The 23,110-nt window shown below is 73.7% G+C and carries 19 protein-coding genes and 1 pseudogene; 7 read left to right on the top strand and 13 right to left on the bottom strand.

Annotation, left to right across the window (positions count from 1 at the left end):
• Positions 1-77 precede the first annotated feature (77 nt).
• Positions 78-2,855: an AAA family ATPase gene (locus tag ACIRNI_RS15935; RefSeq protein ID WP_403552205.1), complete on the top strand. Its 2,778-nt coding sequence runs from the start codon at positions 78-80 to the stop codon at positions 2,853-2,855.
• Between the two features lie 117 nt (positions 2,856-2,972).
• Here the strand turns inward: ACIRNI_RS15935 and ACIRNI_RS15930 are convergent, their stop codons facing one another.
• The gene (locus ACIRNI_RS15930) at positions 2,973-3,176 is read right to left on the bottom strand and encodes a cold-shock protein (RefSeq protein WP_190203608.1); all 204 of its coding nucleotides are present in this window, start codon (positions 3,174-3,176) and stop codon (positions 2,973-2,975) included.
• Between the two features lie 250 nt (positions 3,177-3,426).
• Between ACIRNI_RS15930 and ACIRNI_RS15925 the strand changes: the two genes are divergently transcribed.
• Positions 3,427-3,945, top strand: a complete 519-nt coding sequence (locus ACIRNI_RS15925; protein ID WP_403551990.1) for a hypothetical protein — start codon at positions 3,427-3,429, stop codon at positions 3,943-3,945.
• Between the two features lie 16 nt (positions 3,946-3,961).
• Here ACIRNI_RS15925 and ACIRNI_RS15920 read toward each other — a convergent pair whose 3' ends face one another.
• Together ACIRNI_RS15920 and ACIRNI_RS15915 are read right to left on the bottom strand one after the other, a co-directional pair.
• Positions 3,962-5,026: a rhamnogalacturonan acetylesterase gene (locus ACIRNI_RS15920; protein ID WP_403551988.1), complete on the bottom strand. Its 1,065-nt coding sequence runs from the start codon at positions 5,024-5,026 to the stop codon at positions 3,962-3,964.
• Positions 5,027-5,040: 14 nt separating this feature from the next.
• Positions 5,041-6,141 (bottom strand): family 43 glycosylhydrolase, encoded by a 1,101-nt coding sequence (locus tag ACIRNI_RS15915; RefSeq protein ID WP_403551986.1) that lies wholly within the window; start codon positions 6,139-6,141, stop codon positions 5,041-5,043.
• Positions 6,142-6,324: 183 nt separating this feature from the next.
• Here ACIRNI_RS15915 and mmuM point away from each other — a divergent pair, with 183 nt between their 5' ends.
• Positions 6,325-7,251, top strand: coding sequence for a homocysteine S-methyltransferase (gene mmuM / locus ACIRNI_RS15910; protein WP_403551984.1), 927 nt, complete (start codon positions 6,325-6,327; stop codon positions 7,249-7,251).
• A 105-nt stretch (positions 7,252-7,356) separates the two neighbouring features.
• Complete coding sequence (locus tag ACIRNI_RS15905) at positions 7,357-9,288, top strand: DUF2264 domain-containing protein (RefSeq protein ID WP_403551982.1); 1,932 nt, start codon at positions 7,357-7,359, stop codon at positions 9,286-9,288.
• A gap of 12 nt (positions 9,289-9,300) precedes the next feature.
• On the opposite strand, the gene ACIRNI_RS15900 is transcribed toward ACIRNI_RS15905, so the two are convergent.
• Positions 9,301-9,942, bottom strand: coding sequence for an NAD(P)-dependent oxidoreductase (locus ACIRNI_RS15900; RefSeq protein ID WP_403551980.1), 642 nt, complete (start codon positions 9,940-9,942; stop codon positions 9,301-9,303).
• Positions 9,939-10,847: an EamA family transporter gene (locus ACIRNI_RS15895; protein ID WP_403552204.1), complete on the bottom strand. Its 909-nt coding sequence runs from the start codon at positions 10,845-10,847 to the stop codon at positions 9,939-9,941. The genes ACIRNI_RS15900 and ACIRNI_RS15895 overlap by 4 nt, the downstream gene beginning before the upstream one ends.
• A 171-nt stretch (positions 10,848-11,018) precedes the next feature.
• Here ACIRNI_RS15895 and ACIRNI_RS15890 point away from each other — a divergent pair, with 171 nt between their 5' ends.
• The gene (locus ACIRNI_RS15890; protein ID WP_403551978.1) at positions 11,019-11,909 is read left to right on the top strand and encodes a LysR family transcriptional regulator; all 891 of its coding nucleotides are present in this window, start codon (positions 11,019-11,021) and stop codon (positions 11,907-11,909) included.
• Positions 11,910-11,979: 70 nt separating this feature from the next.
• Here ACIRNI_RS15890 and ACIRNI_RS15885 read toward each other — a convergent pair whose 3' ends face one another.
• From ACIRNI_RS15885 to ACIRNI_RS15855, 7 genes are all read right to left on the bottom strand, one after another.
• Positions 11,980-12,264: a hypothetical protein gene (locus ACIRNI_RS15885; protein ID WP_403551976.1), complete on the bottom strand. Its 285-nt coding sequence runs from the start codon at positions 12,262-12,264 to the stop codon at positions 11,980-11,982.
• 84 nt (positions 12,265-12,348) lie between these two features.
• Entirely contained in the window at positions 12,349-15,081 is a 2,733-nt protein-coding gene (locus ACIRNI_RS15880; RefSeq protein ID WP_403551974.1) for a Tat pathway signal sequence domain protein, read from the bottom strand.
• 20 nt (positions 15,082-15,101) lie between these two features.
• Positions 15,102-15,683: a hypothetical protein gene (locus ACIRNI_RS15875; RefSeq protein WP_403551972.1), complete on the bottom strand. Its 582-nt coding sequence runs from the start codon at positions 15,681-15,683 to the stop codon at positions 15,102-15,104.
• 3 nt (positions 15,684-15,686) lie between these two features.
• Positions 15,687-16,544 (bottom strand): carbohydrate ABC transporter permease, encoded by an 858-nt coding sequence (locus tag ACIRNI_RS15870; protein WP_403551970.1) that lies wholly within the window; start codon positions 16,542-16,544, stop codon positions 15,687-15,689.
• A complete protein-coding gene (locus ACIRNI_RS15865) occupies positions 16,541-17,542 on the bottom strand; it encodes a carbohydrate ABC transporter permease (RefSeq protein ID WP_403551968.1) in 1,002 nt (333 codons plus the stop codon). The genes ACIRNI_RS15870 and ACIRNI_RS15865 overlap by 4 nt, the downstream gene beginning before the upstream one ends.
• Entirely contained in the window at positions 17,542-18,828 is a 1,287-nt protein-coding gene (locus ACIRNI_RS15860; RefSeq protein WP_403551966.1) for an ABC transporter substrate-binding protein, read from the bottom strand. The genes ACIRNI_RS15865 and ACIRNI_RS15860 overlap by 1 nt, the downstream gene beginning before the upstream one ends.
• Before the next feature lie 192 nt (positions 18,829-19,020).
• The gene (locus ACIRNI_RS15855; RefSeq protein ID WP_403552203.1) at positions 19,021-20,037 is read right to left on the bottom strand and encodes a LacI family DNA-binding transcriptional regulator; all 1,017 of its coding nucleotides are present in this window, start codon (positions 20,035-20,037) and stop codon (positions 19,021-19,023) included.
• 156 nt (positions 20,038-20,193) lie between these two features.
• Between ACIRNI_RS15855 and ACIRNI_RS15850 the strand changes: the two genes are divergently transcribed.
• Positions 20,194-21,393, top strand: coding sequence for an ABC transporter substrate-binding protein (locus tag ACIRNI_RS15850; RefSeq protein WP_403551964.1), 1,200 nt, complete (start codon positions 20,194-20,196; stop codon positions 21,391-21,393).
• Positions 21,394-21,631: 238 nt separating this feature from the next.
• Here ACIRNI_RS15850 and ACIRNI_RS15845 read toward each other — a convergent pair whose 3' ends face one another.
• Positions 21,632-22,570: a GlxA family transcriptional regulator gene (locus tag ACIRNI_RS15845; RefSeq protein WP_403551962.1), complete on the bottom strand. Its 939-nt coding sequence runs from the start codon at positions 22,568-22,570 to the stop codon at positions 21,632-21,634.
• 201 nt (positions 22,571-22,771) lie between these two features.
• Between ACIRNI_RS15845 and ACIRNI_RS15840 the strand changes: the two are divergent.
• A pseudogene (locus tag ACIRNI_RS15840) lies at positions 22,772-23,050 on the top strand (DJ-1/PfpI family protein); the annotation flags it as partial.
• Positions 23,051-23,110: the final 60 nt, after the last annotated feature.

The raw sequence follows: 23,110 nt of genomic DNA, 5'->3' as shown, positions 1-23,110 counted from the left end.
GGACGACGTCGCGCGAGCGCACGGCACCGCGCGAGCCCGCCGTCCCCCTCGCACGGGGCGCGTCCGCCCCGGCCGCCGTGCCCGGGTCCGCCGCGCCCGTCGGCCGGGCGGACCTGCTGACCCGCCTGGACCAGGTCCTGCGCACCCGCGGCCGGGCGCTGCTCATCGGCCCCGCCGGCATCGGCAAGACCGAGGTCGCCCAGGCGGCCGCCGACCAGGCCGCCCGCTGCCGTGGTGAAACGGTCCTGTGGCTCGCCCCGCAGCCCGCCGACCGGGACATGGCCGGCGCGGCGGCCGCCGCCCTCATCGCCTCCGTGCCCCCCGCCGCACTCGACGGGCTGCCCGAGCCGCAGCGTGCCGCCGTCGCCGTCCTGTGCCGCGAGGCCACGGCGCCCGAGACCGGCTGGGACCCCGTCGCGCTGCGCCTGGGCGTCGCCCGGATCCTGCGCGCCCTGGCCGAGCGCGGACCGGTCCTCCTCGTCGTCGACGACGTCCAGCGCATCGACGCGGAGAGCGCCGACCTGCTGCGCTTCGCCCTCCACCTCGCCCCGGCCGCGCTGCGCGTCCTCGCGGTCGAGACGCCGGACCCGTACGCCGACGGCGCCTCCTGCACCCTGTGGGTGCCCTCGGAGGCCGACGTCCTGCTCGTACCGCCCCTCCAGGCCGACGAAATCGCCGAACTCCTCGTCCACCACCGGCTGCCGTCCCGGATGGCCGGGCGCATCCACCGCACCAGCGGCGGCAACCCGCGTCTCGCGCTCGCCGTCGGCCGGTCGCTGGCCGACGCGCGGACGCCCGTGCACCACGCCGAGGCGCTGCCGCTGTCCGGCCGGGCCCGCGACCTCGCACGCCGCATGCTCTCCCCCGCCACGCCCGACGTGCGCGCCACGCTGCTGCTCGCCGCGCTCGCGCTGCGCCCGACGGCGGCGCTGATCCGCCGCGCCGGCCGTCCCACTGCCGAGGCGGAGCTGGCCGCGGCCGAGCGCGCCGGGCTGATCTCGGTGACCGAGGACGGCACGGTCGCCTTCACGGCGGGCCTGCTGCCCTCCACCCTGGTCCACGACACCTGCTGGACCGAGCGCAGCAGCGGGCACGCGGCGCTCGCGCGCGTGGTGGACGACCCGGTCGAGGAGGTACGGCACCGGGCGCTCGCCACGGACGTGCCCGACGAGGACCTCGCCGCCGAGGTGACCGCCGCCGCGGAGACGGCCCGCCGCCGCGGCAACAGCGCGCTCGCCGCGGAACTGGCGCTGCTCGCCGCGGAGTCGACACCGGTACGCCTCGGGGAGCGCCGCATCGCCCGGCTGGTGGACGCCGCCGAGGAGGCCGCCCGCGCCGCCCGCGCCGACCTCGCGATGCGCGCCGCCGCCGACCTGCTGGCCCGCGACGCGGCGCCCGCGGACCGGGTGCGTGCCCGGCTCGCCGTACTCGACACGGCCGGGCAGGGGCTGACGGACCTCGACGAGCTGTACGTGCACGCGATGGAGGACTCCGACGGCGATCCGCGGCTCCGGGCGGGTGTGCTGCTGCGGCTGGCGGTCAAATACGTGCTGGCGGACGGCGATCCGGTGCGGTCGCGGGCGGCCGCCGTCGAGTCGGCCGCGCTCGCCGCGTCGGTGGACGACCGGCACACGGCCGCGAAGGCCCTGACCGTCCAGGCCCGGATGGACAGGGCGCTCGGCTCGCCGGACGCCGAGCGGACCCTGGCCGAGGCGCGGGCCCTGGAGATGACCGACCGGCCGCTGGGTGTGCGCAACGCCGCCCAGATCCTGACGATCCGGCACGCGCTCTTCGACGACCGGCTGACCGAGGCCCGCGACCAGCTCAACGCCCTGCTCCCGCTGGTCGAGCGGCGCGGCCCGGTCGAGGACGCCATCGAGCTGCTGAACACCCTCTCGCAGGTGGAGGCCCGGCGCGGGCAGTGCGCGGCGGCCCTCGCGCACGCCGGCCGGTCACTCGCGCTGACCCTGGAGGCGGGCCTGTCACCGGGCCCCGCCTGGTACCACCTGGCCCTCGCGGAGACGGCGGGCGGCAGCTTCGCACGGGCCGCCGGATACGCCCGGCGCAGCGTGCGGGCGTCGGAGGAGGAGGGCGACCACGTCTTCCTCTCGCGCAGCCTGTACGCCCTCGGCCGCGTGCAGCTGGTCACGGGGGACGTGGCGGGCGCCCTGGAGACGCTGCGCCGTGTGCAGGAGGCGGAGAACGCCCAGTGCGCCGTGGACCCGTCGATGCTGCGCTGGCACGAGGAGCTGGCGGAGGCGCTGCTCGCCAACGACGCCCGCGAGGAGGCGGAGGCGCTCCTCGCAGACGTGGGCCCGGTCGCCGAACGCCTGGGCCGTACGACGGTGTTGCTCGGCTTCGACCGGGCGTACGCGCTGTGCCTGGCGGCGGGCGGCAAGACCGACGAGGCGGTGGCGCTGCTGGCGGAGACGGCCGACCGCTTCGCCGCACACGGTCTGGTCCTGGAGCAGGGGCGCTGCCTGATCGCGCTGTCGCGGGTGGAGCGCCGGCGGCGCAGGCGGTCGGCCGCGCAGCAGGCGCTGCACGCGGCGGCGGCCGTCTTCGAGCGGGCGGGCGCGGTGCCGTGGCTGGGCCTGACCGCCGAGAACCCGTCGTACGCCGAGCCGGCGCCCGGCACGGCACCGGCGGGGAACGCGGCCCTGTCCCGGCTCACGGAGGCGGAGCAGAACCTGGCGCGGCTCGTGGGCGAGGGGGCGAGCAACCAGGAGGCGGCGGCCCGGCTGTATCTGAGCGTGAAGACCGTCGAGGCGCGGTTGACCCGCATCTACCAGAAGCTCGACGTCCGTTCGCGGGCGCAGCTGGCGACGGTGCTGAACCACGGCGCCGGATCCTGACGGGTCCTAAGTCCTGCGGAGCTCCTGCCCGACCGCCGCGGGTCCGGTCAGGGGATCGCGAAGGCCCCCGGAAGCACCGGCTTCCGGGGGCCCTGGACGCGCGTCGCGTCAGCGCGGTCAGGCGGGGGTGATGTTCTCCGCCTGCGGGCCCTTCTGGCCCTGCGTGATGTCGAAGGTCACGGCCTGGCCTTCCTGGAGCTCACGGTAGCCGTTGCCGTTGATGTTGGAGTAGTGCGCGAAGACGTCCGGACCGCCGCCGTCCTGCGCGATGAAGCCGAAGCCCTTTTCGGAGTTGAACCACTTCACGGTTCCGCTGGCCATGCTGGTGCCTCTCAGTCGATGACGGGCCCGCACCGCGCGGACCCGGAGGTGATCGCCCTGGTCCTGCACTGCACAGCAAGAAGCCCACGCCTCCGCGTGGGCAGGAACTGCGAACCACGACATCTGGTATCGACGCTACACCGTGAAGGGGCTCATCACCAGAGAGCAACTTCCCGCCATTCAGGGGGCGGCGGCCGAGAAGGCGGACCTCGGCCGCTCACCTTCGTCTTCCTCCCGGTAGCCTCTCTGGGTGATCGATGAAGTTACTCGCTGGTACCGGTTCGCCGGCCTGCTGCCCGAGCCCGCGGCCACCGAGGTCAGGGACTACTGGGCCATCGGGGAACAGGAGGCCGGTCTCGACCGGCTGGTGGCCGGCCTCCAGGCGCACGGGGTGGTGGTGAGCGAGGCCACCGTCGCCGAGATCGCGGTGGTGGCCCGGGAGTGGGGCATGGGCGAGGCGCTCACGCCCCGGCTCCTGCGCTGCGCCGCGGTCCGGCCGGGCGCGGAGGAGGCGTCGCTCCGGCTGATCGAGCACCCGGACGCCCGGCCGCTGCCGGCCCCGGCCGCGGGCCAGGCCGTCGTGCCGTGGATCGGCTGTGGTCGCTGCGGCGAGGTACTGGCCCGCGTGCACACCGTCGAACCGTGGGGCGACCTGTCGCTCACACCGCTGCACTACGCCCTGCTGACGCCCGGCGCGGCGGCGCGGCCCCGCCTCTTCGCCGCGGGCTCCGCGTGGTCGGCCCTGGCGGCGCTCGGCGCCTGCGCCTGAGCGGGCGTCACCGGCCTCACCGCCGCTGCCAGGAGCCGATCAGCCCCCGGGCCACCAGCTCGTCGGCGACGAGCCCGGCGTACTCGGTGGCGCCGCGCACCGAGGTGTGGGTGTTGTCGCGCTTCTCGTTGGTCAGATACAGGGCCTTCGACGCCTCCGTACCGAGCGCCTCCACCCGCGCCTTGGTGAGGGCCGTCAGGTCGATCAGCGGCGTGCCGAGGCGGGCCGCCAGGGCGCGGATCTCCGCCGGGTGGTCGACGCCGAGGCCGTTGACGAGCAGGGCCGTGTCGTTGTCGAGCGTGCCGTCGGGGTTGAACCAGCGGCGCACGATGGGCGTGACGAGCACCGGCAGCCCGCCCCGCGCGCGTACGCCGTCGACGAGCGCGGTGAGGTTCGCGCGGTAGGTCGGGGCGTCGGTCCGCTTGTCGTTGTGGGCGAGCTGGACGAGCGCCAGGTCTCCGGGGCGGATGCGCTGTTGCGCGGCCGGGAAGAGGGCGGGGTCGGCCAGGAAGGTGACGGTGCTCTCGCCGGAGTCGGCGTGGTTGGCGACGGAGAGCCCGCGCCCGAGGAGGCCGGGCAGCCGCTGCCCCCAGCCCGCGTACGGCTCACCGGGCTGGTCGCACACCGTAGAGTCGCCGATGAGCAGGATCCGGCGGGTCGCGTACGGCGCCGGGGTGACGCGGACGGCGGCCGGCGCGGGCGCCGGGCCCCCGAAGGCCAGCTGCAGCCCCGGCGTCCCGGCGGGCCCGGTGGGCTCGCCCTCGGGGGTGCGTACGTCGACGGTGAAGGTGCGGCGGACCCGCTCACCGGCCGCGGTGGCGGTCTCGGCGAGCATCGCGCGCCGCGTCTCGGCGGTGACGGAGGTGGCGCCCGCGGCCTCCCCGCCGAGCGTGACGGTGACGTCGTACGTGCCGGGCGGGACGTCGAAGTGGCAGACGACGGGCGCGGTGCCGGTGCAGTGGTCCAGGCCCTGCCCGTACGGCGCCGGCGAGGGGGCGGCGTGCGCGGGAAGGGCGGGCAGGACGGGCAGGATCATGGCCGCCGCCGCGACCACCAGGGCGGAACGTCTCTCGCGTTTCATGGCACCAAGAAACATCAGGTTCCCTCCCTCGGCAGCGCGGCCGGGCGGGCGGGCCCGTCCGCGACCGGGACGCCGAAGTCCGGGGTGCCGTCGGGCTTCCAGCCGAGCCGCTGGATACGCGTGTGGCGGTTGGGGTCGTGCAGCGGGTCGCCGCTGATCTCCTTGTACGGACGGGCGTGGTAGACGAGGACGTCGGTGCGGCCGTCCTCGGCGACGGTGAAGGAGTTGTGGCCGGGGCCGTACTGCCCGGTGGTGTCGTCGCTGGTGAAGACGGGCCGGGGCGACTTGGTCCAGGACGCGGGGTCCATCAGGTCGCTGCGGGAGTCGGCGGTGAGCAGGCCCAGGCAGTAGTTGCTGTCGGTGGCGCTGGCGGAGTACGTCAGGAAGACGCGGCCGTTGCGCTCGATGACGGAGGCGCCCTCGTTCACCTTGAAGCCCACGCACTCCCAGTCGTACTCGGGTGTGGTGAGCCGCACCTGAGGGCCGCTCAGGGTCACCGGGTCGGCCATCCGGGACAGGAAGATCGCGGTGTTGTTGTCCGTGCCGGGCTCGTGCTGCGCCCAGGCGAGGTAGCGGCTGCCCCGGTGGGCAAAGGTGGTGGCGTCGAGCGAGAAGGTGTCCCAGGCGGTGACGATCCGGCCCTTCTCGGTCCAGGTGCCCCGGAAGGGGTCCTTGCTCGGGTTCTCCAGCACCCACATGCGGATCTTCCACACGTCGTCGGCGGGCGCGGCGGCGAAGTAGACGTACCAGCGTCCGTCGATGTGGTGGATCTCCGGCGCCCAGATGTGCGCGGCCATGTCACCGCTGGTGTGCCGTCTCCAGATCACCGACTCCTCGGCCCCGGCCAGTCCGCGCAGGGTGCGGGCGCGGCGCAGGACGATCCGGTCGTACTCGGGGACGGTGGCGGTGAAGTAGTACCGGCCGTCGGTGTGGCGGTGGATGTGCGGGTCGGCGCGGTTGCGGACGAGGGGGTTGGCGTACGGGGCGGCCGCCGTCGGGCGGCCCGGCGCGGCGGCCAGGGCGGCGCCGGGGACGGCCGCGAGCGCACCGGTGGCGAGGGTGGCGCCCATGAGGACGGTTCTGCGGCTGGGGAGGGGTATGTCACTGCGGCTCATGCGGTACGGCGCCCTTCGGGATGCGGACTGATGACCGGCTCGATATCCGATATATCGAACATCATTTGTCATACCGAACGGCGAAACCGTAGAGGGAGCCGGGGACGAGGTCAACGGCCAGGCCCGGATCGACCTTTGGCCCGCGCTACGCCGCACGGCGCGCGGTCCGCTAGCTTCGGCCCCATGAGCAGCGCCGTCGCCCCTCCCCCGTTCACCGACGCCCTCGCCGGTGGCCCCGCCCTCGTCCTGGACGGCGGCCTCTCCAACCAGCTGGAGGCCGCCGGGTACGACCTCTCCGACGATCTGTGGTCGGCGCGGTTGCTCGCCGAGCGGCCCGAGGCGATCGTCGAGGCGCATCTGGCGTACTACGCGGCGGGCGCGAGCGTCGTGATCACCTCTAGCTACCAGGCGACCTTCGAGGGGTTCGCGCGGCACGGCACCGGCCACGACCGGGCGGCCGGACTGCTGGCGCTCAGCGTGGAGCTGGGGCGGGAGGCCGCGCGCCGCGCGGAAGCCAGGAGCCCCGGCCGGGCACTGTGGGTGGCCGCGTCCGCCGGGCCGTACGGGGCGATGCTGGCCGACGGCTCGGAGTACCGGGGGCGGTACGGGCTGGGCGTCGACGCGTTGGAGCGTTTCCACCGGCCGCGCCTGGAGGTGCTGGCCGCCGCCCGGCCGGACGTCCTGGCGCTGGAGACCGTGCCGGACACGGACGAGGCGCAAGCGCTGCTCCGCGCGGTGCGCGGGCTCGGCGTACCCGCCTGGCTGTCGTACACCATCGCCGGGGAGCAAACGCGCGCCGGGCAGCCGCTGGAGGAGGCGTTCGCCCTTGCGGCGGACGCGGAGGAGATCGTGGCCGTCGGCGTCAACTGCTGCGCCCCCGAGGACGCCGACCGGGCGGTCGCGCTCGCCGCCCGCGTGACCGGCAAGCCGGTCGTCGTGTACCCGAACAGCGGCGAGCGCTGGGACGCCCGGGCGCAGGCATGGGACGGGCGTCCGACCTTCTCCGCCGACCGGGCGGCGGGCTGGCGGCGGGCCGGGGCGCGGCTGATCGGCGGGTGCTGCCGGGTGGGGCCGGAAGCGATCGCGGACATCGCCGCCCACCTACGCTGATCGTTTGATCGATCGCCCGCGATCTTCCCACCCAACTGATCGATCTCTTGACCGACTTACCATCAAGCGATCACCATTCCCGTGTTCCGACCATGGGAGTGCCCGATGCCGCCCCACGTTCCCCCGCACCCGCGCCTGCAGCTGCCGCCCGACGACCGCGGGACCAGCCCGTACACCGGTTTCACCCGCGCCCACTGGGAGGCGGTGGCCGACGGCCTGGTCCGGGCGGCCTGGCGCTGGGCGACGCCCGGGGGCGCGCTGCTGGACCTGCCGGGGCGCCCGTCCGTGTCCGGGGTCCGTTCGGACGGCCTGGAGGGCTACGCCCGGACCTTCCTCGCGGCCGCCTTCCGGGTGGCGGGCGCCGGCGGCGAGGATCCGTACGGACTGCTCGGCCGGTACGCCGACGGGCTGGCGGCCGGGACACGCACGCCCGGCCGCGACGACGCCGAGTCGTGGCCGCTCATCCTCGACCACCACGTCCAGGGCCAGCCGATGGTGGAGTCGGCCTCCGTGGCGCTCGGACTGCGGCTGACCCGGCCCTGGCTGTGGGACCGCCTCGACGACGCCGTACGGGACCGGGCCGAGGCGTGGCTGCGCGGGGCGCTGCGGCACACACCCGCGCCGAACAACTGGTACCTCTTCCCGCTCACCGTCGCCGGGTTCCTGGAGTCGGTGGGCCGCGGCGACGCGGAGACCGCGCGGGCGGTCGAGCGGGGCCTGGGGCTGCTGGAGTCCTGGTACCGGGGCGACGGCTGGTACGCGGACGGCGACGGCCGCGCCTTCGACCACTACAACGGCTGGGCCCTGCACCTGTATCCGGTGCTGCACGCCCATCTCGCGGACGACCGGGGCCTCCTGGGCCTGTACGGGCCGCGGCTGCGCGCGCACCTCGAGGGCTTCTCGCTGCTGTTCGGCGGGGACGGCGCGCCGGTGCACTTCGGGCGGTCGCTGGCGTACCGCTTCGCTGCGGGCGCGGCGGTGGGTCTCGGCGCGCTGACCGGGTACACGCCGCTCGCGCCCGGGGTCTCGCGGCGGCTGCTGAGCGGCTGCCTGCGCCACTTCCTGGACCGGGGCGCGGTGGACGCGCGCGACGGGCTGCTGACGCCGGGCTGGCACGGCCCGCACGAGCCGACGCTCCAGTCGTACTCGGGCCCGGCGTCGCCGTACTGGGCCTCCAAGGCGTTCGTGGCGCTGCTCGTCCCGGCGGACGACCCGCTGTGGACCGTACGGGAGGAGGCCGCGCCCGCCGAGGGCGGCGCCGACCGGGTGCGGGCGCTGCCCGCGCCGGGGCTGCTGGTGCAGACGACGGCCGCCGACGGGATCGCGCGGCTGCACAACCACGGCAGTGACCCTCTGCGCCCCTTCGAGGGCGAGTCGGCGGACCGGCACGACGTGCTGTACGGGCGACTCGCCTACTCGACGCGCACGGGGCCGACGTCGGCCGCCAACACGCCCGACAACCACCTCTCCGTGGAGGTGGGCGGCGTCGCGTCCGTGCGGTGCCGGGTCAGGCCCCTGGGCGCCGGTCACGGCGACGGCTGGGGCTGGGCCGCCTCCTGGCACCGGCCCGCCTTCCCCTCCGGCGCGCCGATGGTGCCGGGGCTGCGGGTGGAGCACGTGACGGTGGTCCGCGGCCGGTACGAGCTGCGGGTGCACCGGGTGACGGGCCTGCCGCGCGGCGCGCACGTCCATCTGTCGGGGTGGGCGACGGGCCCGGACGAGGCGCTCGCCTCGCAGCTGTACGGCCTGCACGGCTGGGCGGACCCGGACCCCGCCGAGCTGCGCGCCCCGCAGGGGACGGCGTACACCCGCTGGGCCGCCCTGCCCCGCCTCGCCACCGGCCCGAGCGACGGCGGTACGGCGCTGCTGGTGGCCCTCGCCTCCCTGACCGCCGTCCCGGACCCCGCCCCGCTCGCGGAGGCGGCGGTTCTGGAAGGCGTGGACGGTGACACGACGGAGGTGCACTGGACCGAAGACGGGTCGCTCACGCGGATCGTGTTCACGCCGTCGGTGGCGGTGACGCACCGCCAGCCGTAGGCGGCATTCCGGTCAGTAGGCGACCGTCAGGTGCGCCGCGCCGGCGGGCCGTTCCAGTTCGTCGACGACGGCCACCGCGAGGTCCTCGGCGCTGATGCGCGAGGCCCCGGCGGCATCGGTCAGCAGCGTGTCCCGGCCCCACCGGTAGGTGCCGGTGCGCTCGCCCGGTTCGAGCAGCGCCGGCGGGCTCAGATACGTCCAGCCCCGGTACGCGTGGCTCTCGCAGGCGCGTAGTTGCGCGAGGCTCGCGCGGGCGAGGGAGCGCCACGCCGCGGGCACGAACGTCTCGTCGTCGACGGCGAGCCGGGCCGGGTCGCCGGGGATGCGCAGCGGTCCGGCGCCGCCGACCACCAGCACCCGCACGTCCGCGCTCGCCGCGGCGTCCAGGAGGCGGTGCATGGAGCCGGTCACGGCGGCCGCGTCGTCCAGGACCGGAGGAACGCTCAGCACGAGGGCGTCGGCCCCGGCGAGGGCGGCGTCCGGGGCGCCGGCGGCCGTGAAGTCCGCTGCCAGCGTCGCCGTCGTGCCCGCCGCCGTGTGCGGAGACTCGGAAGGCCGCCGGGACACGGCGGTCACCTGGTGACGGCGGCGTACGGCTTCGGCGGTGACGCGCGAGCCGACCATGCCGGTGGCGCCGATGACGGTGATCCTCATGACTGGTGGCCTTTCCGGGTGTGCGGCACGTCGGGCCGCGATACGGGGAGGGGTGTGCGTGACGGGGTGAACTGCCCGGCGACGAGCGCCGCGAGCGCGAGGGCGAAACCGCCGAGCTGCACCGGCGTGAAGACCTCGCCGAGGAGCAGCGCCCCGACCACCGCGGCGACGAGCGGGGAGAGCAGGACGAGGAGCGAGGTGGCGGTGACCGGCAGGCGGCCGATGCCGCGGAACCACAGCACGTAGGCGATCAGCCCGCCGGCGGTCGCGAGCCAGAGGTACCCGGTCAGAGCGTGCGCGTCGACGGACGGCGGCACGCCCTCGAAGAGCAGGACCAGCGGCAGCAGGAACAGTCCGCCGCCGGAGAGCAGCCAGCCGGCGAAGGGCAGCGGGCCCACACCGGCGGGGCGCCCCCAGCGCTTGGTGAGGGTGACGCCGGCGGCCATCGACCCGGCGGCTCCGACCCCGGCGATCACGCCGAGCGCGTCGAATCCGGCGCCGGGGCGCAGCACCACGAGCCCCACGCCGACGACTCCGGCCACTCCCCACGACAGCCGCCAGGCGGACGGCGATTCGCTGAGCACGACGATCGCCAGCCCCGCCACGATCAGCGGCTGGGCCGCACCGAGGGTGGCGGCCACGCCGCCCGGCAGGCGCTCCGCCGCGACGAACAGCAGGGGGAAGGGAGCGCCGATGTTGAGCACACCGAGCACGGCGGCCTTCCCCCACCAGTCGCCGCGCGGCAGTGTGCGGGTGACCGCGACGGCGAGCAGCCCCAGCGGCAGGGAGCGCGTCAGCGCCGCGAACAACGGGTGGCCGGGTGGCAGGAGTTCGGTCGTGACCCAGTAGGTGGTGCCCCAGGCCATCGGCGCGAGCGCGGTGGTGACGATGAGGAGGATGAGCATCCAGCGGGAGCGCGCCCGCCGGCCGGTCGACTGGTTCGGCTGCTGGTTGGTCTGCTGCGTCGTGGTGCGCCGTAGCGCCGTCCCCCTGGTCATGTACCGAGTCTCGGCGCTGATCGTCCATGAATCCAACGCATGGTTTTCATGCCAACGATCGTGCTGCACGATGGATCGGTGGATCTGCAGCAGATGCGTTACGTGATCGCCGTGGCCGAGACGCGGAACTTCACGCGCGCCGCCGAGCGGTGCTTCGTCGTCCAGTCCGCCCTGAGCCACCGCGTCGCCGCGCTGGAGCGGGAGCTCGGTGTGAAGCTGTTCGCCCGTACGAGCCGGCGGGTGGAGCTGACCGCCGCCGGCGAGGCGTTCCTGCCGGCGGCCCGTCAGTCACTGGAGGCGGCCGACCGGGCCGCCGCCGAGGCCGCCGCGGCGGTGGGTGTCGTACGGGGGCGTCTGGCGGTGGGCGTGATCCCCACGGTCGCCGCGATCGACGTCCCGGCGGCGCTGCGGGTGTTCCGGGAGCGCCACCCCGAGGTGCGGATCAGCCTCCGCGTGGCCGCCAGCGATGAACTGACGGCCCAAGTGGTGGCGGGTGAGCTCGATGTCGCGTCCCTGGGCCTGCCGGAGGGCGACCGGCCCCAGGGCGTACGCGCACGGCTGCTGGCGCGCGACCGGCTGGTCGCGGTCGTCCCCGAGGGTCACCCACTGGCCGGAAGGACCCGGGTGGGGCTGGACCGCCTCGCCGAGGAGACGTTCGTCGACTTTCCTTCCGGCACGCCCGGCCGGGCCCAGAGCGACCAGGCGTTCGGCGCCGCGCGGCTGACGCGTGAGGTCGCGTTCGAGGTGCTGGCGCCGGATCTGATGGTCCGCCTCGTCCGGCAGGGGCTCGCCATCGCCCTGCTGCCGTCCGCGGTGGCGGCGGACCTGCCCGGGCTGGTGACCGTGCCGATCACCCGGGGCCCGCGCCGGGTCGAGTACCTGGTCTGGAGCGCGTTCAACCCGACCCCGGCGACCACGGCGTTCCTGCGCACGCTGGAAGAGCAGGGGCGCGACGCAGAAACGCGGTGATGCGGAGGTGCGGTGATACGGCGGTGCAGTGGTACGGCGGTGCCGGGGCACCGGCGCGCCGTCCCGTCGGTCAGCCCCCGAGCGGCAGACCGGCGGGCACGCCGCCGAGGAGGCCGCCGACGGGGCCGCCGCCGACCGGCAGCGGCGAGGCCTGGCCCGGCTTGCCCTGCGCCTGGGGGTCCGAGGCCAGCAGGCCCGTGCTGTTGAGGTTGGAGGAGATAGGCGTACCGACCGAGGCCGGCGGCTGCTCGGCGATGGCGGTCGCGACGGCGGCCGCCGGAACGATCGCCGCCATGCTCGCGCCCGCCACGCCGGCGCACACGGTGATCAGTCGGATACCGGGACGAATGCTCATATCTGCTCTGCTCCTGTACGGATCGGAAGAGGAGAAAGGTTCCTACAGATACGTGCAACGAGCCCCGGTCTCCGACGACACTGCTCAGCCCGGCATCTTGTCCCCGACCAGGGCCAGGTTCTGGATCGCCGCGAGCCCGAACAGCGCCGTCGTGTTGGTGCTGATCCACAGGTGCTCGTAGCCCGGTTCGAGGACGTCCGGGCCTTCGAGCGGTGTCTTCTCCCAGGCCATCGCCGTGGTGTACCCGTCGCTGCGGTAGAACTTCTGCCAGGCGCGCGCCGCCAGCCGGTCGTCGTTCAGCCGCGCGGCCGCGTACGCGTCCTGGCGGGAGTGCCCCTGGAAGAGCAGCAGGTTGCCGAAGTGCGTGCCGTAGCGCGCCGCCTGCTCGGCCTTGGTGGCGTTGAAGTAGCGGCAGTAGTCGAGCCACGCCTCCGTGAACGCGGGCATGTCCATGAGGTCGATGAGCTCGGCGCACATCTCGACGAGCCCGAACATGGCGGAGAGGTGCGAGACGCCCACGACGGGCTTGTCCGCCACCGCGAACCGGCCGGTGTCGAGGTCGTACAGGCCCGTCCCCTGCACGAAGCCGTTGGGCTGGGCGGCGATGGTCTCCATGGTGGAGCGCAGCCGGGCCTCCGCCTTGGCCGCCTTTGGGCCCCGGCGCTCCCACTCGGTGAGCCAGGCCGCGGCGAGGCCGCTCCAGTCGGTGCCGAACCCGATGGACAGGGCGTGGCGGTCGGGGGTGTAGGGCTCGGTGCGGATCTTGCGGAGGGGGTCGAGGGCGAGGAAGGTCTCGTCGGAGTCGACGAGGTCGCGCATGAGGTCGCCGACGCGCTCGTCGGCGGTGAGGAAGTAGTAGGGGCGGCGGTAGACGGCGGTCGAGATGCGCTGCTGCTTGGCGCTGTCGGCGAAGTGCTGCACGCCGTGCCGGGTGCCGAGCCCGGCCCACTGTCCCAGGTGGTAGACGTCGACCTCGCCGGTGTGGCGGGTCATGGCCTCGGCGAAGCGGAAGACGTCGGCGCGGCCGGAGCGCAGGTAGGCGTACCAGAGCCACAGGTCGGGCGAGAGCTCGGAGTTGTCCCAGGCGTAGCCGCCGACGTCGTACCGCCACTGGTGCCGGTCCTCGTCGTAGGTGTGCATGATGTCGCCGTAGTCCCAGAAGCCGTACCAGCGGCGCTGCTCGACCTGGTCCTTGTAGTACGTGAAGAGGAAGTCGAGTTGGTCCTCGATCCTCGCCTTGGCGGGCGTGGAGCGGTCGACGGGTGAGAACAGGCCGCCGAAGACCCCTGCCCGGGCCAGGTCGTGCGGGCTCGCGGCGAGCTGCGGCGGGGTGCGGACGGCGGCGGCCTGGGCGACGAGCGCGTCCGCGCCGGGGGTGGCGGCGTTGGCCCAGAACATCAGCTCGCTGGTGCGGGCGATGCCGTACGGCGTGCCGAAGCCCGGTTCGTGGTCCTCGTACGTGATGTTGAGCCCTTCGAGCTGCTCGGGGTAGGTGTCCTGGCCCAGGCCGTCGTGGTAGAAGCGCAGGTCCATGGGTTGCGCCTCGGGCGACCAGAGCCACAGCGTGACCTCGGCGGCGTCGCCCGCGGCGCCGCGGACGTCGAGCTGGGCGGGGTGCTTCTGCCAGAAGTCCCGCAGCCCGAAGGAGAGTCCGCCGCTCACCCCGCCGACGTAGCCGAAGCCGCTCGCCCGGCCGCCGCCTCCGGCCGGGATCCAGGCGTGGCCGGGTTTGGTGCGCTTGCGCAGGGTGAAGCCGTCGGCGGAGAGCTGGGCGAGGGTGTAGTCGCCCCAGGTCGGGACGTACGCCAGACGGCTGGTCACACGCTGGTCCCAGGTCGCCGGGTCGGGCAGCTTCTCGCCCTTGACCTGGGCGGTACGCACGGCCGCGCCCGGGTCGCGGCGCAGGCCGGTGATGCCCTGGACGGCCTCGGTGAGGAAGCCCTTGCCCTCGCCCGCGATGCGGATGTGGCGGTCGTAGGCGGCGTCGCGCATCGGCACGGTGAAGCGGACGCCGAGGCCCCGGATGAAGTCCTTCCGCGCGTCGCCGTCGTAGGTGATCGTGTGGACCATGCGGAAGGACTCGGCACCCGCGTAGAAGTACAGCCGTACGCAGAACGGCAGCCAGCTGCGGCTGCCCTTGCGGTGCTTGCCGTCGATGCGGACCACCGCCCGTACCGGGCCGCGCTGTTCGACGGTGGCGCGGGAGATCGTGCCGTCGAACCGCTCCCATTTGGCGTTGCCCTGGTCGCCGTCGTCGAGGTCGTCCTGGCGCAGGAGGACGAGCCGGCCGTCGGTGGCGATCTTCGTCCCGGCGCGGATGACGGACGCGACGAGCTTCTCGCCGTCCTTGGGGACGACGGCCGTGATGGTGCCGGTGTCGACGGTGATCCTGCGGTCGGTCTCGGTGACGGTGACCCGGCGGGAGGCGGCGGCCGGGGTGCCGGCGGTGAGCGTGAACCGCTCGCCGCCCGCCGCTTCGGGGCCGACCGCGTGGGCGGTCCACTTCAGGGAGCCGTCGGGCCAGTACGCGGTGGGCCAGGTCTGTACGGGGACCTCCGTACCGTCGGCGGCGGCGAGGGCGAAGGAGGTGCCGTCCGCGTGGGCGCCCTTGGGCCACGGCACGCCGAAGGTCGATCCCGGCGCGGCGCCGAGCCCGCCGGACTCCAGCCACCGCACGGTCACGGGCGCGTCGCCCGCCCCGGCGGCGCCGGGCGCGGCGGCCTGCGCGGTGCCGTGCCCGGGCACCCAGCCCCACGGGGCGGCGGCGCCCGTGGCCGCGGCGGCCTTGAGCAGGGTTCTGCGAGGTATCGGAGACATGTGTGTCTTCCTTCCGGGGATCAGAGGCCGGGGCGGCCGGACATGTCCCGCTGTTCGACGGCGAGGGCCGCCGCCGCGAGCATCCCGAGGGCCGGGGCGGCCAGCGGGGCGGCGAACCACGCCGAGGCGGCGATCACGGCGAAGCCGCACACCAGGGTCAGGGAGCCCGCCGGGTCGCGGGCGGTGCGGCGGGCGGCCGGGGAGAGCAGGGCGCGCCAGGAGGCACCCGGGCGCCAGGCGGTGGCGGCCCGAAGGCCCGTGACGGCCAGGGCGAGCAGGGCCAGTACGCCGACGGCGCCGACGAGCGGGGCGCCCGGCAGGCCGCCGGCGCGTACGACCGCGAGGTCCGCCCCGACCAGGGCGAGCGCCGCCCAGCCGGCGAGGCCCGCCAGGAGGCCGCCGCGCCGGGTGGCGGCGCGGACGTCGGCGGCGTACTCCCGCCAGGTGGAGCGCTCGTGGGCGAGGTGGCGCCGCAGGTGCGCGGAGCCGGCGGCGAGTGCGGCGGGGAGGGTGACCAGCGGCAGGGACGCGAGGGTGATCCACACGCCGGTGAGCAGGCACTCGGCGAAGAGCCCGAAGCGGGCGGCGACGGCGGCGCGCACGGCTCAGCCCTTCAGGCCGGAGGTGGCCATGCCGTCGATGAGGTACCGCTGGAAGGCGAGGAAGAAGAGCAGGACGGGCAGGAGCGCGACCAGCGACATGGCGATCATGCTGCCGTAGTTGGCGATGCCGTCCTGGTCGACGAACATCTTCAGGGCGAGCGAGACGGTGTACTTGTCGGGTTCGTTGAGGTAGATCAGCGGGCCCATGAAGTCGTTCCAGGCGTTGATGAAGGTGAAGATCGCGCTGGTGATCAGGGCGGGCCGGCACAGCGGCAGGACGATCGACCAGTAGATCCGCAGGTGTCCGCAGCCGTCGAGCCGGGCGGCCTCGTCGAGCTCCTTCGGCAGCCCGCGCATGAACTGCATCATCAGGAAGACGAAGAAGGCGTCGGTGGCGAGGTACTTGCCGAGCAGCAGCGGTGTGTAGGTGTTGATCAGTTCCAACTTCTGGAACATGACGTACTGCGGGATGAGCAGCACGTGGTACGGCAGCAGCAGCGTGCCGATCATCAGCGTGAAGAGGAGGCCCCGGCCGGCGAACCGGACGCGGGCGAAGGCGTAGGCGGCCAGGGAACAGGAGAACAGCACGCCGATCACCGAACCGACGGCGAGGAAGAGGGAGTTGCCGAAGAAGGTGGTGATGGGGATGTCGGCGATGCCGTCGGCGAGGCGACGGTAGTTGTCGGTGATGGGGTCGGTGGGGAACAGCTCCAGGCTGCCGACGATCTCGTCGTTCGGCTTGAGGGAGCCGCCGATCACCCACACCACCGGGTAGAGCACCACGGCCAGCACGGCGAGGGAGCCGAGGTGCCAGGCGAGCGAGCCGGCGCCCCGCCGGCGGAAGGTGGTCAGCGCGCTCATCGGGCGGCCTCCTCGTAGTGCACCCAGCGCCGCTGGGACCAGAACAGCACCGCCGTGACCAGGCCGACGGCGAGGAGCAGCATCCACGCCATGGCGGAGGCGAAGCCCATGCGGCTGTTCTCGAAGCCCTGGACGTAGAGGTAGCAGGTGTAGACGAGCGTGGCGTCGGCCGGCCCGCAGGTGCCGCCCTGCCCGCCGAGGATGTACGCCGAGCCGAAGATCTGGAAGGAGTGGATCGTCTCCAGCAGGACGTTGAAGAAGAGGACGGGCGAGATCATGGGGAGGGTGATGTGCCAGAACCGCCGCCAGGTACCCGCGCCGTCCATCTCGGCCGCCTCGTACAGCTCGCGCGGCACCTGCTTCAGACCGGCCAGGAAGATCACCATGGGGGCGCCGAACTGCCAGACGGTCAGCGCCACCAGGCTGTAGAGGATCCAGTCGGGGTCGCCGGTCCAGCCGCCGACGTCCACGCCGAACAGGGCGCGTTGGGCGCGGTCGACGAGGGCGTCGTCGGAGAAGATCGCCTTCCAGACGATCGCGATGGAGACGCTGGCGCCGATCAGGGAGGGGGCGTAGAAGGCGGCCCGGTAGAAGGCCTGGCCGCGCCGGTTCTGGTGGAGCAGCAGCGCCACGCCGAGGGCGGCGGCGAGCTTCAGCGGCGTGCCGATGACGACGTACCAGAGCGTCACGTCGACGGAGTGGCGCCAGCGGGGGTCGGCGAACATGTCGGTGAAGTTCTTCAGGCCGACCCACCGGGGGGTGTCGAAGAGGTTGTAGTCGGTGAAGGCGAAGTAGAAGGAGGCGACCATCGGGCCGGCGGTGAGCAGCAGGAACCCGGCGATCCAGGGCGACATGAAGAGGTAGCCGGCGAGGTTCTCGCGGCGGCCGCGACGGCGGCCGGGGGCGGGGGCACTGGGCGCGGGGCGTTGAGCGGAGCCCTCGTACGGGACGGGAGGGGGCGCGGCGGCGGTCTCGGGGTGCGTCATGGCGGTGCCCATCAGGAGCGGAGAGCCGTCTTCGACTCGGTGAAGAACTGCTCGACCGCTTCGGCGACGGACCGCTTGCCGAGGGCCATGTCCTCGGCGATGCGCAGGAAGGCCGCCTCGGCGACGTCGGCCCCGGCGGGGTGGGGGGTGATGGTCTCCAGGACGCCGGAGTCGACGAGCTGCTTCTCGTACGCGGCGATCCGCTGGTTCACCGGGTCCGTCGGCCGGAACGCCTCGTACTGCGCGGTGGTGGCCGGGACGCCGCGGTCGTAGCCCATGACCCTGGCGACCTCGGGGTCGTGGACCATGAAGTGGATGAACTGGGCGACTTCCTTGGGGTGCTTGGTGCGCTTGGAGGCGCTGAGCATGAGGGAGCCGAGGTACTGGCCGGTCTTCCTGCCGTCGGTGGTGGGGATGGGAGCGAGGGCGTACTCGCTCTTGCCCTCGGAGGTGTAGCGGATGGTGAAGTTGTCCCAGGTGAACTCGGAGGCGGCGAGCTGGGCGGCCACGGCCGACTTCGGCTTGATCTGGGCGACCTTCTTGGGGTCGGAGTGGAGGCCCGCCTTCACGCCCGCCTGGCCCTTGGCCCACCAGTCGGTGAGGTCCGCCGCGGTGAAGCCGAGGCCGTCCTTGGTGAAGAACGCCTTGCCGTGCTGGCGCAGGTAGAGGTCGTACAGGTACATGACGCCGTACAGGCCGCTGTCGCCGGCGCGGCCCTGGGTGTCGCGGATCTTCGCGAGGGCGGCGTGGAACTCGTTCCAGGTCCAGCCGGGGCGGGGGGTGATGCCGGCCTTCCGGAAGACGGGCTCGTCGATGACGAGGGCCATGGAGTTGGAGCCCACGGGGACGCCGAGCAGCTTGCCGTCGACCTCGCCGAAAGTGTCGAGACCGGCGCGGAAGCCGTCCATGGAGAGGTTCCCGGCCTTGACCTGCTCACGCAGGTCAAGGAGCACGTTCTTCTCGTCGTACTTGCGCAGGAAGCCGATCGCGTTCTGGAACACGTCCGGCGGATTGCCCCCGGAGGCCTGGGTGTTGAACTTCTTCCAGAAGTCGAGGTACGGCTGGAAGTCGGTCTTGACCTTGATCTTCGGGAACTTCTTCTCGAAGAGCGCGACGCACTTGTTGATGCGCTTGGCCCGGTCGTCCGAGCCCCACCACGCGTACCGGATGGTGACGGTCCCGCCGCCGCCCGAGCCGCTTCCGGTGCCGCAGCCCGTCGCGGTCAGGCCGAGGGCGGCCAGGGAGCCGCCCGCGAACTTCAGCAGGCTGCGCCGGTCAACACTCCCAGGGGTACGCACAGTTCGTCCTCCAGCGCGGTTCGGTATGGCCGCTTGAATCGTTTTAAGAAAGCGCTTGCTGAGACAACGTAAGGAGCACCGCCGGGCGCGTCAACGGTTTGGACGGAATAGCTTGGCGGGCTCGGGAGCGATGGACTCCGGGGCGCCGGGGCCTCGGGCCCTTGGGGCTCGGGAGTGACGGGCCGCCCGGGCTCAGTGTCCGCGGGACGCCAGGCTGGAGGCGCGGACCACCAGTTCCGGCTGGAGCACGATGCGCCGGTGCTCGTGGCGGGCCGCCGCGTCGCCGGCCTCCTCGATCAGCAGCTCGGCGGCGAGCCCGCCCATCCGCTGGGCGGGCTGGCGTACGGAGGTGAGCGGCACGGCCGCGGCCGCCGCGAACTCGATGTCGTCGTACCCGACGAGCGCGATGTCCCCGGGGACGGACACCCCGGCGGCGAAGAGCGTCTGGAGCACACCGAGCGCCAGCAGGTCGTTGGCACAGAAGACCGCCGTGGGGCGCGGCGACATGCCCAGCAGCCTGGCCCCCGCGTCCCGTCCCGAGGCCACGTCCAGCCGCTCGGTCTCGACGTGTACGAGGGCCTCGGCGGGCAGCCCGGCCTCGGCGAGCGCGCCCAGCGCTCCGGTGAACCGGTCCCGCACCTGCGGAAGGTGCGCGGGTCCGCCGACGTACACGAGCGAACGGTGGCCGCCGTCCAGCAGGTGCCGCGCCGCCAGCGTCCCGCCCTCGACGTCGTCGACCGAGACGGAACAGGCGTCGGCGGCGGCGGCCGTGCGGTCGACCAGGACGTACGGGATGCCGTGCCGGGCGAACGCCGCGAGGGTGTGCCCCGCCGGATCGGCCGGCGTCACCAGCACGCCGCGCACGCGCTGCTCGGCGAAGAGCGCGAGGTATTCGGCCTCCTCCGCCGGGTCCTGGGCGCTGTTGCAGAGCATCACGCCGAGCCCGGCCGCGCGGGCGGCACGCTCGGCGCCGGTGGCGAGGTCCACGAAGAACGGGTTCGCCATGTCGAGGACCAGCAGCGCGAGGATGCGGCTGCGGCCCGCGCGCAGGTGGCGGGCGGACTCGCTGCGGACGTACCCGAGTTCCTCGATCGCCGCCTGGACGCGCTCGCGGGTCGCCTCGGCGACGGTGCCGGGGCGGTTGATGACGTTGGAGACGGTCCCGACGGAGACGCCCGCGTGCTGCGCCACGTCCTTGATGCCCACCATGCGCGCCACGCCGCGCACCCCCTGTCCTCTGCCTCGGAGGCTTCATCGTAGGAGCTCGGAGGCGCCCTGTCATGAATCGATTCATCGTACGGGCCCGGTGAGAGACGGATCGTTCCGCCACGTTACGCCACCCTCCGCGGGGGCGTTGTCCGGGGCATGGAACAGGACACCGGGGAAGAAGGACGGATCCCGACCGTGGGCGTGGTCGTCGCGCGCACCGGCCGACTGGCGCGGCTCGGGGATCCACTGGCGTACGTCATGGAGCTCGTGGGGCCGAAACTGCGCGGGCGGGTGCGCCTGGTGAGCCGCGACAGCCGCTCCACCGCCGAGGGGGCCCGGCGGGCGGTCCGGGAGCTGGTGCGGGACGAAGGGGCGCGGATGGTGGTGACGCTGGCGGGGACGGAGGTGCTTCCGGCGGTCGCCGACAGCTGCGAGGAGGCCGGTGTGCCGTGCCTGTCCAGCACGTTTCCCTGGCAGGTGTACTTCTACGGGCGCGGCGCGACGGAGGAGCGGCCGTTCCGGTGGACGTACCACTTCTGCTGGGGCCTGGACGACATCGCGGAGACCTTCGCGGACCTGTGGGAGGCGGCGGGCGCGGGGCCGGACCGCGCGGTGGGGTGCCTGTGGAACGACGGCCCGCAGGGCGCGTGGTCGCGCCACACCGCCCACGGCTTCCTCCCGGCGGCACGCGCGCGCGGGTACCGGTTGGTGGACCCGGCGGGGTACCGGGAGCCGTCCGCGGGCTTCGACGGCCCGGGCGGGACGCTGGCGGCGTTCCGGGAGGCGGGCGTGGACGTCGTCACGAGCGCGGCGACGGGGGCGGACCTCGCGCTGTTCCGCCGGCAGGCCGCGGCGTACGGCCTGCGGCCGCGGCTCATCACCTGTTCGCGGTGGCTGGCCTACCCGCCCGCCGCGACAGCCGCCGGGGAGCCCGCGCAGGCCGACGTGGGGACGCTCGTCTACTGGACCCCGGACCACCCCTACCGCTCGTCCCTGGACGGCATGACGGCCGCGGAGCTCGCCGAGGCGTACGAGCGCGCCACCGGCAACCGCTGGCTCCAGCCGCTGGGCCTCGCGTACGCCCTCTTCGAGGTGGCGTTCCACGCCCTGTCGGCCGCCACCGACCCCACGGATCCGCCCTCCGTGGCGGCGGCCCTCGGCGCGACCCGCCTGGACACCATGGCGGGCCCCCTGGACTGGACGTCGGGCCCCGTCCCGAACGTCGCCACGGTCCCCCTGTCGGGCGGCCAGTGGCAACGCGGCCGCACGCACCCGTACGAACTGGTGGTGGTGGACCCGCGGAACGTCCCGGGCCTCCGGGCGGGCGGGGAGCTGGTGCGGCCGGGCGGGGGGTGAGGCGGCGGCGGGCGCGGGTGCGGGTGCTTGCCGGGGGCGGGGCCGGAGCTGGAGGCCGGGCCCCATGGCCCTCGTCGGGCGGCTGGGCCTCGCGCGACCGCCGAGAAGCAGGGCACGGGCTGGAACGGCACGGCGGGCGTCAGAGGAGTCGCCACCTCCAACACCACGGCGACCAGCGGCCTGCGGGCCTCTCCTCATACCCGGCAGCACACGCGACGACCACCTGCCGACCGGCTGTTCAACTGAACGTGCGCCGGTAGGTCTGCGGGCTGACGCCGGTGGTGCGTTTGAAGCGGTCACGGAAGGTGGTGGGTGAGCCGAAGCCGACCTGGCTGCCGATGCGCTCCACGGAGTGCTCCGTGGTTTCCAGCAAGTGCTGTGCCTGGCGGATGCGGGCCCGGTGGAGCCACTGGAGCGGCGTGGTGCCGGTCTGGTCGCGGAAGCGCCGGATCAGGGTTCGGGTGCTGGTTCCGGCCCGCTCGGCGATGTCGGCAAGGGTGAGGTCGCGGGCCAGGTTTTCCTGTAGCCAGGTGAGCAGCGTCTCCAGCTCGGAGCCCTGCGGTGTGGGTGCGTGGTCGTGGACGATGAACTGCGCCTGGCCGCCCTCTCGTTCGAGGGGCATCACTGACAGGCGGGCGGCGTCGGCGGCGACGGCCGAGCCGTAGTCACGGCGGATCATGTGCAGACACAGGTCCATGCCCGCCGCGGCGCCGGCCGAGGTGAGCAACTGGCCGTTGTCGACGTAGAGGACGTCCGGGTCGACGTCGAGGGCCGGGTGGGCGGCAGCCAGCAGACCGGCCGCGCGCCAGTGGGTCGTGACGCGCAGTCCGTCGAGGAGCCCGGTGTCAGCCAGGGGGAAGGTGCCCACGCAGATGGAGGCGATCCGGGTGCCGTCGGCAGCAGCCGACCGCAGCGCGTCGCGCACGGCGGGAGGGAGTGAGGCAGCGAGATCGGCGACGCCCGGCACGATGATCGTGTCCGCGCCCTGAAGGCCCTCCAGGCCCCAGGGGGCACGCAGGGTGAAGGCTCCGGCGTCGACCTCGTCGCGCTCGGCGCACACCCGTACCTGGTAGCCGGGCCGCCCGTCGGGCAGGCGGGTCCGGGAGAAGACCTCGATCGGGGTGGACAGGTCGAACGGGATCACCTGATCCAGCGCGAGCACGGCAACCGTATGCATGGCCAGAACCTACCTCCCCACCGGCTTGACGGACCTGTGCCGCCGTTCCGAAAGGCCCACGTCATGCCGTCGACACGCGTTGAGAAAGTGTTGGCACTATCCCGTTGCAACCTGTCACTAGTGCCACTGGGCGAGCATCCAGGAAGCCGGTTGACTTCGGAGCGTCCCGATGGAAATCGACGCCGAAGGAACCCCACACCCATGCACACCCAGGTCGTCCTGTTCGATGGCTTCGACCCGCTCGATGCCATTGCCCCCTACGAGGTCCCGTACGCCGGCGACTCGGCGACGGACGGCGCGGTGACCGTCGAGCTGGTCACCGCAGAGGGCCCTCGTGAGGTCGTCAGCGGCATCGGAGGACTGACGCTGCGCGCCGTCGGCGCCCTCGACCTGGAGCGCGCCGACATGCTTCTGGTTCCCGGCGCCTCCAACCGCGTGGGCGAACCCGGCGAGGCCCAGGAAGAGGAGGTGGGCGTCGGGACCTCCGGTCTCGACTGACACCCCTGATCCTGCCCACCCGGGACCGCGCTCTGGCCGAGA

It is taken from the genome of Streptomyces sp. NPDC093546 (assembly GCF_044765045.1).
Taxonomy (GTDB): domain Bacteria; phylum Actinomycetota; class Actinomycetes; order Streptomycetales; family Streptomycetaceae; genus Streptomyces.
This window is presented reverse-complemented; position numbering and strand designations above follow the sequence as displayed.

Excerpts from the sequence above, each read along its gene's own strand:
- ACIRNI_RS15865 (WP_403551968.1), bottom strand. The coding sequence starts at position 17,542 with ATGGGCACCGCCATGACGCACCCCGAGACCGCCGCCGCGCCCCCTCCC.
- ACIRNI_RS15880 (WP_403551974.1), bottom strand. The coding sequence starts at position 15,081 with ATGTCTCCGATACCTCGCAGAACCCTGCTCAAGGCCGCCGCGGCCACG.
- ACIRNI_RS15885 (WP_403551976.1), bottom strand. The coding sequence starts at position 12,264 with ATGAGCATTCGTCCCGGTATCCGACTGATCACCGTGTGCGCCGGCGTG.
- ACIRNI_RS15850 (WP_403551964.1), top strand. The coding sequence starts at position 20,194 with ATGGAACAGGACACCGGGGAAGAAGGACGGATCCCGACCGTGGGCGTG.
- ACIRNI_RS15915 (WP_403551986.1), bottom strand. The coding sequence starts at position 6,141 with ATGAGCCGCAGTGACATACCCCTCCCCAGCCGCAGAACCGTCCTCATG.
- ACIRNI_RS15900 (WP_403551980.1), bottom strand. The coding sequence starts at position 9,942 with ATGAGGATCACCGTCATCGGCGCCACCGGCATGGTCGGCTCGCGCGTC.
- ACIRNI_RS15870 (WP_403551970.1), bottom strand. The coding sequence starts at position 16,544 with ATGAGCGCGCTGACCACCTTCCGCCGGCGGGGCGCCGGCTCGCTCGCC.
- mmuM (WP_403551984.1), top strand. The coding sequence starts at position 6,325 with ATGAGCAGCGCCGTCGCCCCTCCCCCGTTCACCGACGCCCTCGCCGGT.
- ACIRNI_RS15895 (WP_403552204.1), bottom strand. The coding sequence starts at position 10,847 with ATGCTCATCCTCCTCATCGTCACCACCGCGCTCGCGCCGATGGCCTGG.
- ACIRNI_RS15855 (WP_403552203.1), bottom strand. The coding sequence starts at position 20,037 with ATGGTGGGCATCAAGGACGTGGCGCAGCACGCGGGCGTCTCCGTCGGG.
- ACIRNI_RS15930 (WP_190203608.1), bottom strand. The coding sequence starts at position 3,176 with ATGGCCAGCGGAACCGTGAAGTGGTTCAACTCCGAAAAGGGCTTCGGC.
- ACIRNI_RS15845 (WP_403551962.1), bottom strand. The coding sequence starts at position 22,570 with ATGCATACGGTTGCCGTGCTCGCGCTGGATCAGGTGATCCCGTTCGAC.
- ACIRNI_RS15905 (WP_403551982.1), top strand. The coding sequence starts at position 7,357 with ATGCCGCCCCACGTTCCCCCGCACCCGCGCCTGCAGCTGCCGCCCGAC.
- ACIRNI_RS15920 (WP_403551988.1), bottom strand. The coding sequence starts at position 5,026 with ATGAAACGCGAGAGACGTTCCGCCCTGGTGGTCGCGGCGGCGGCCATG.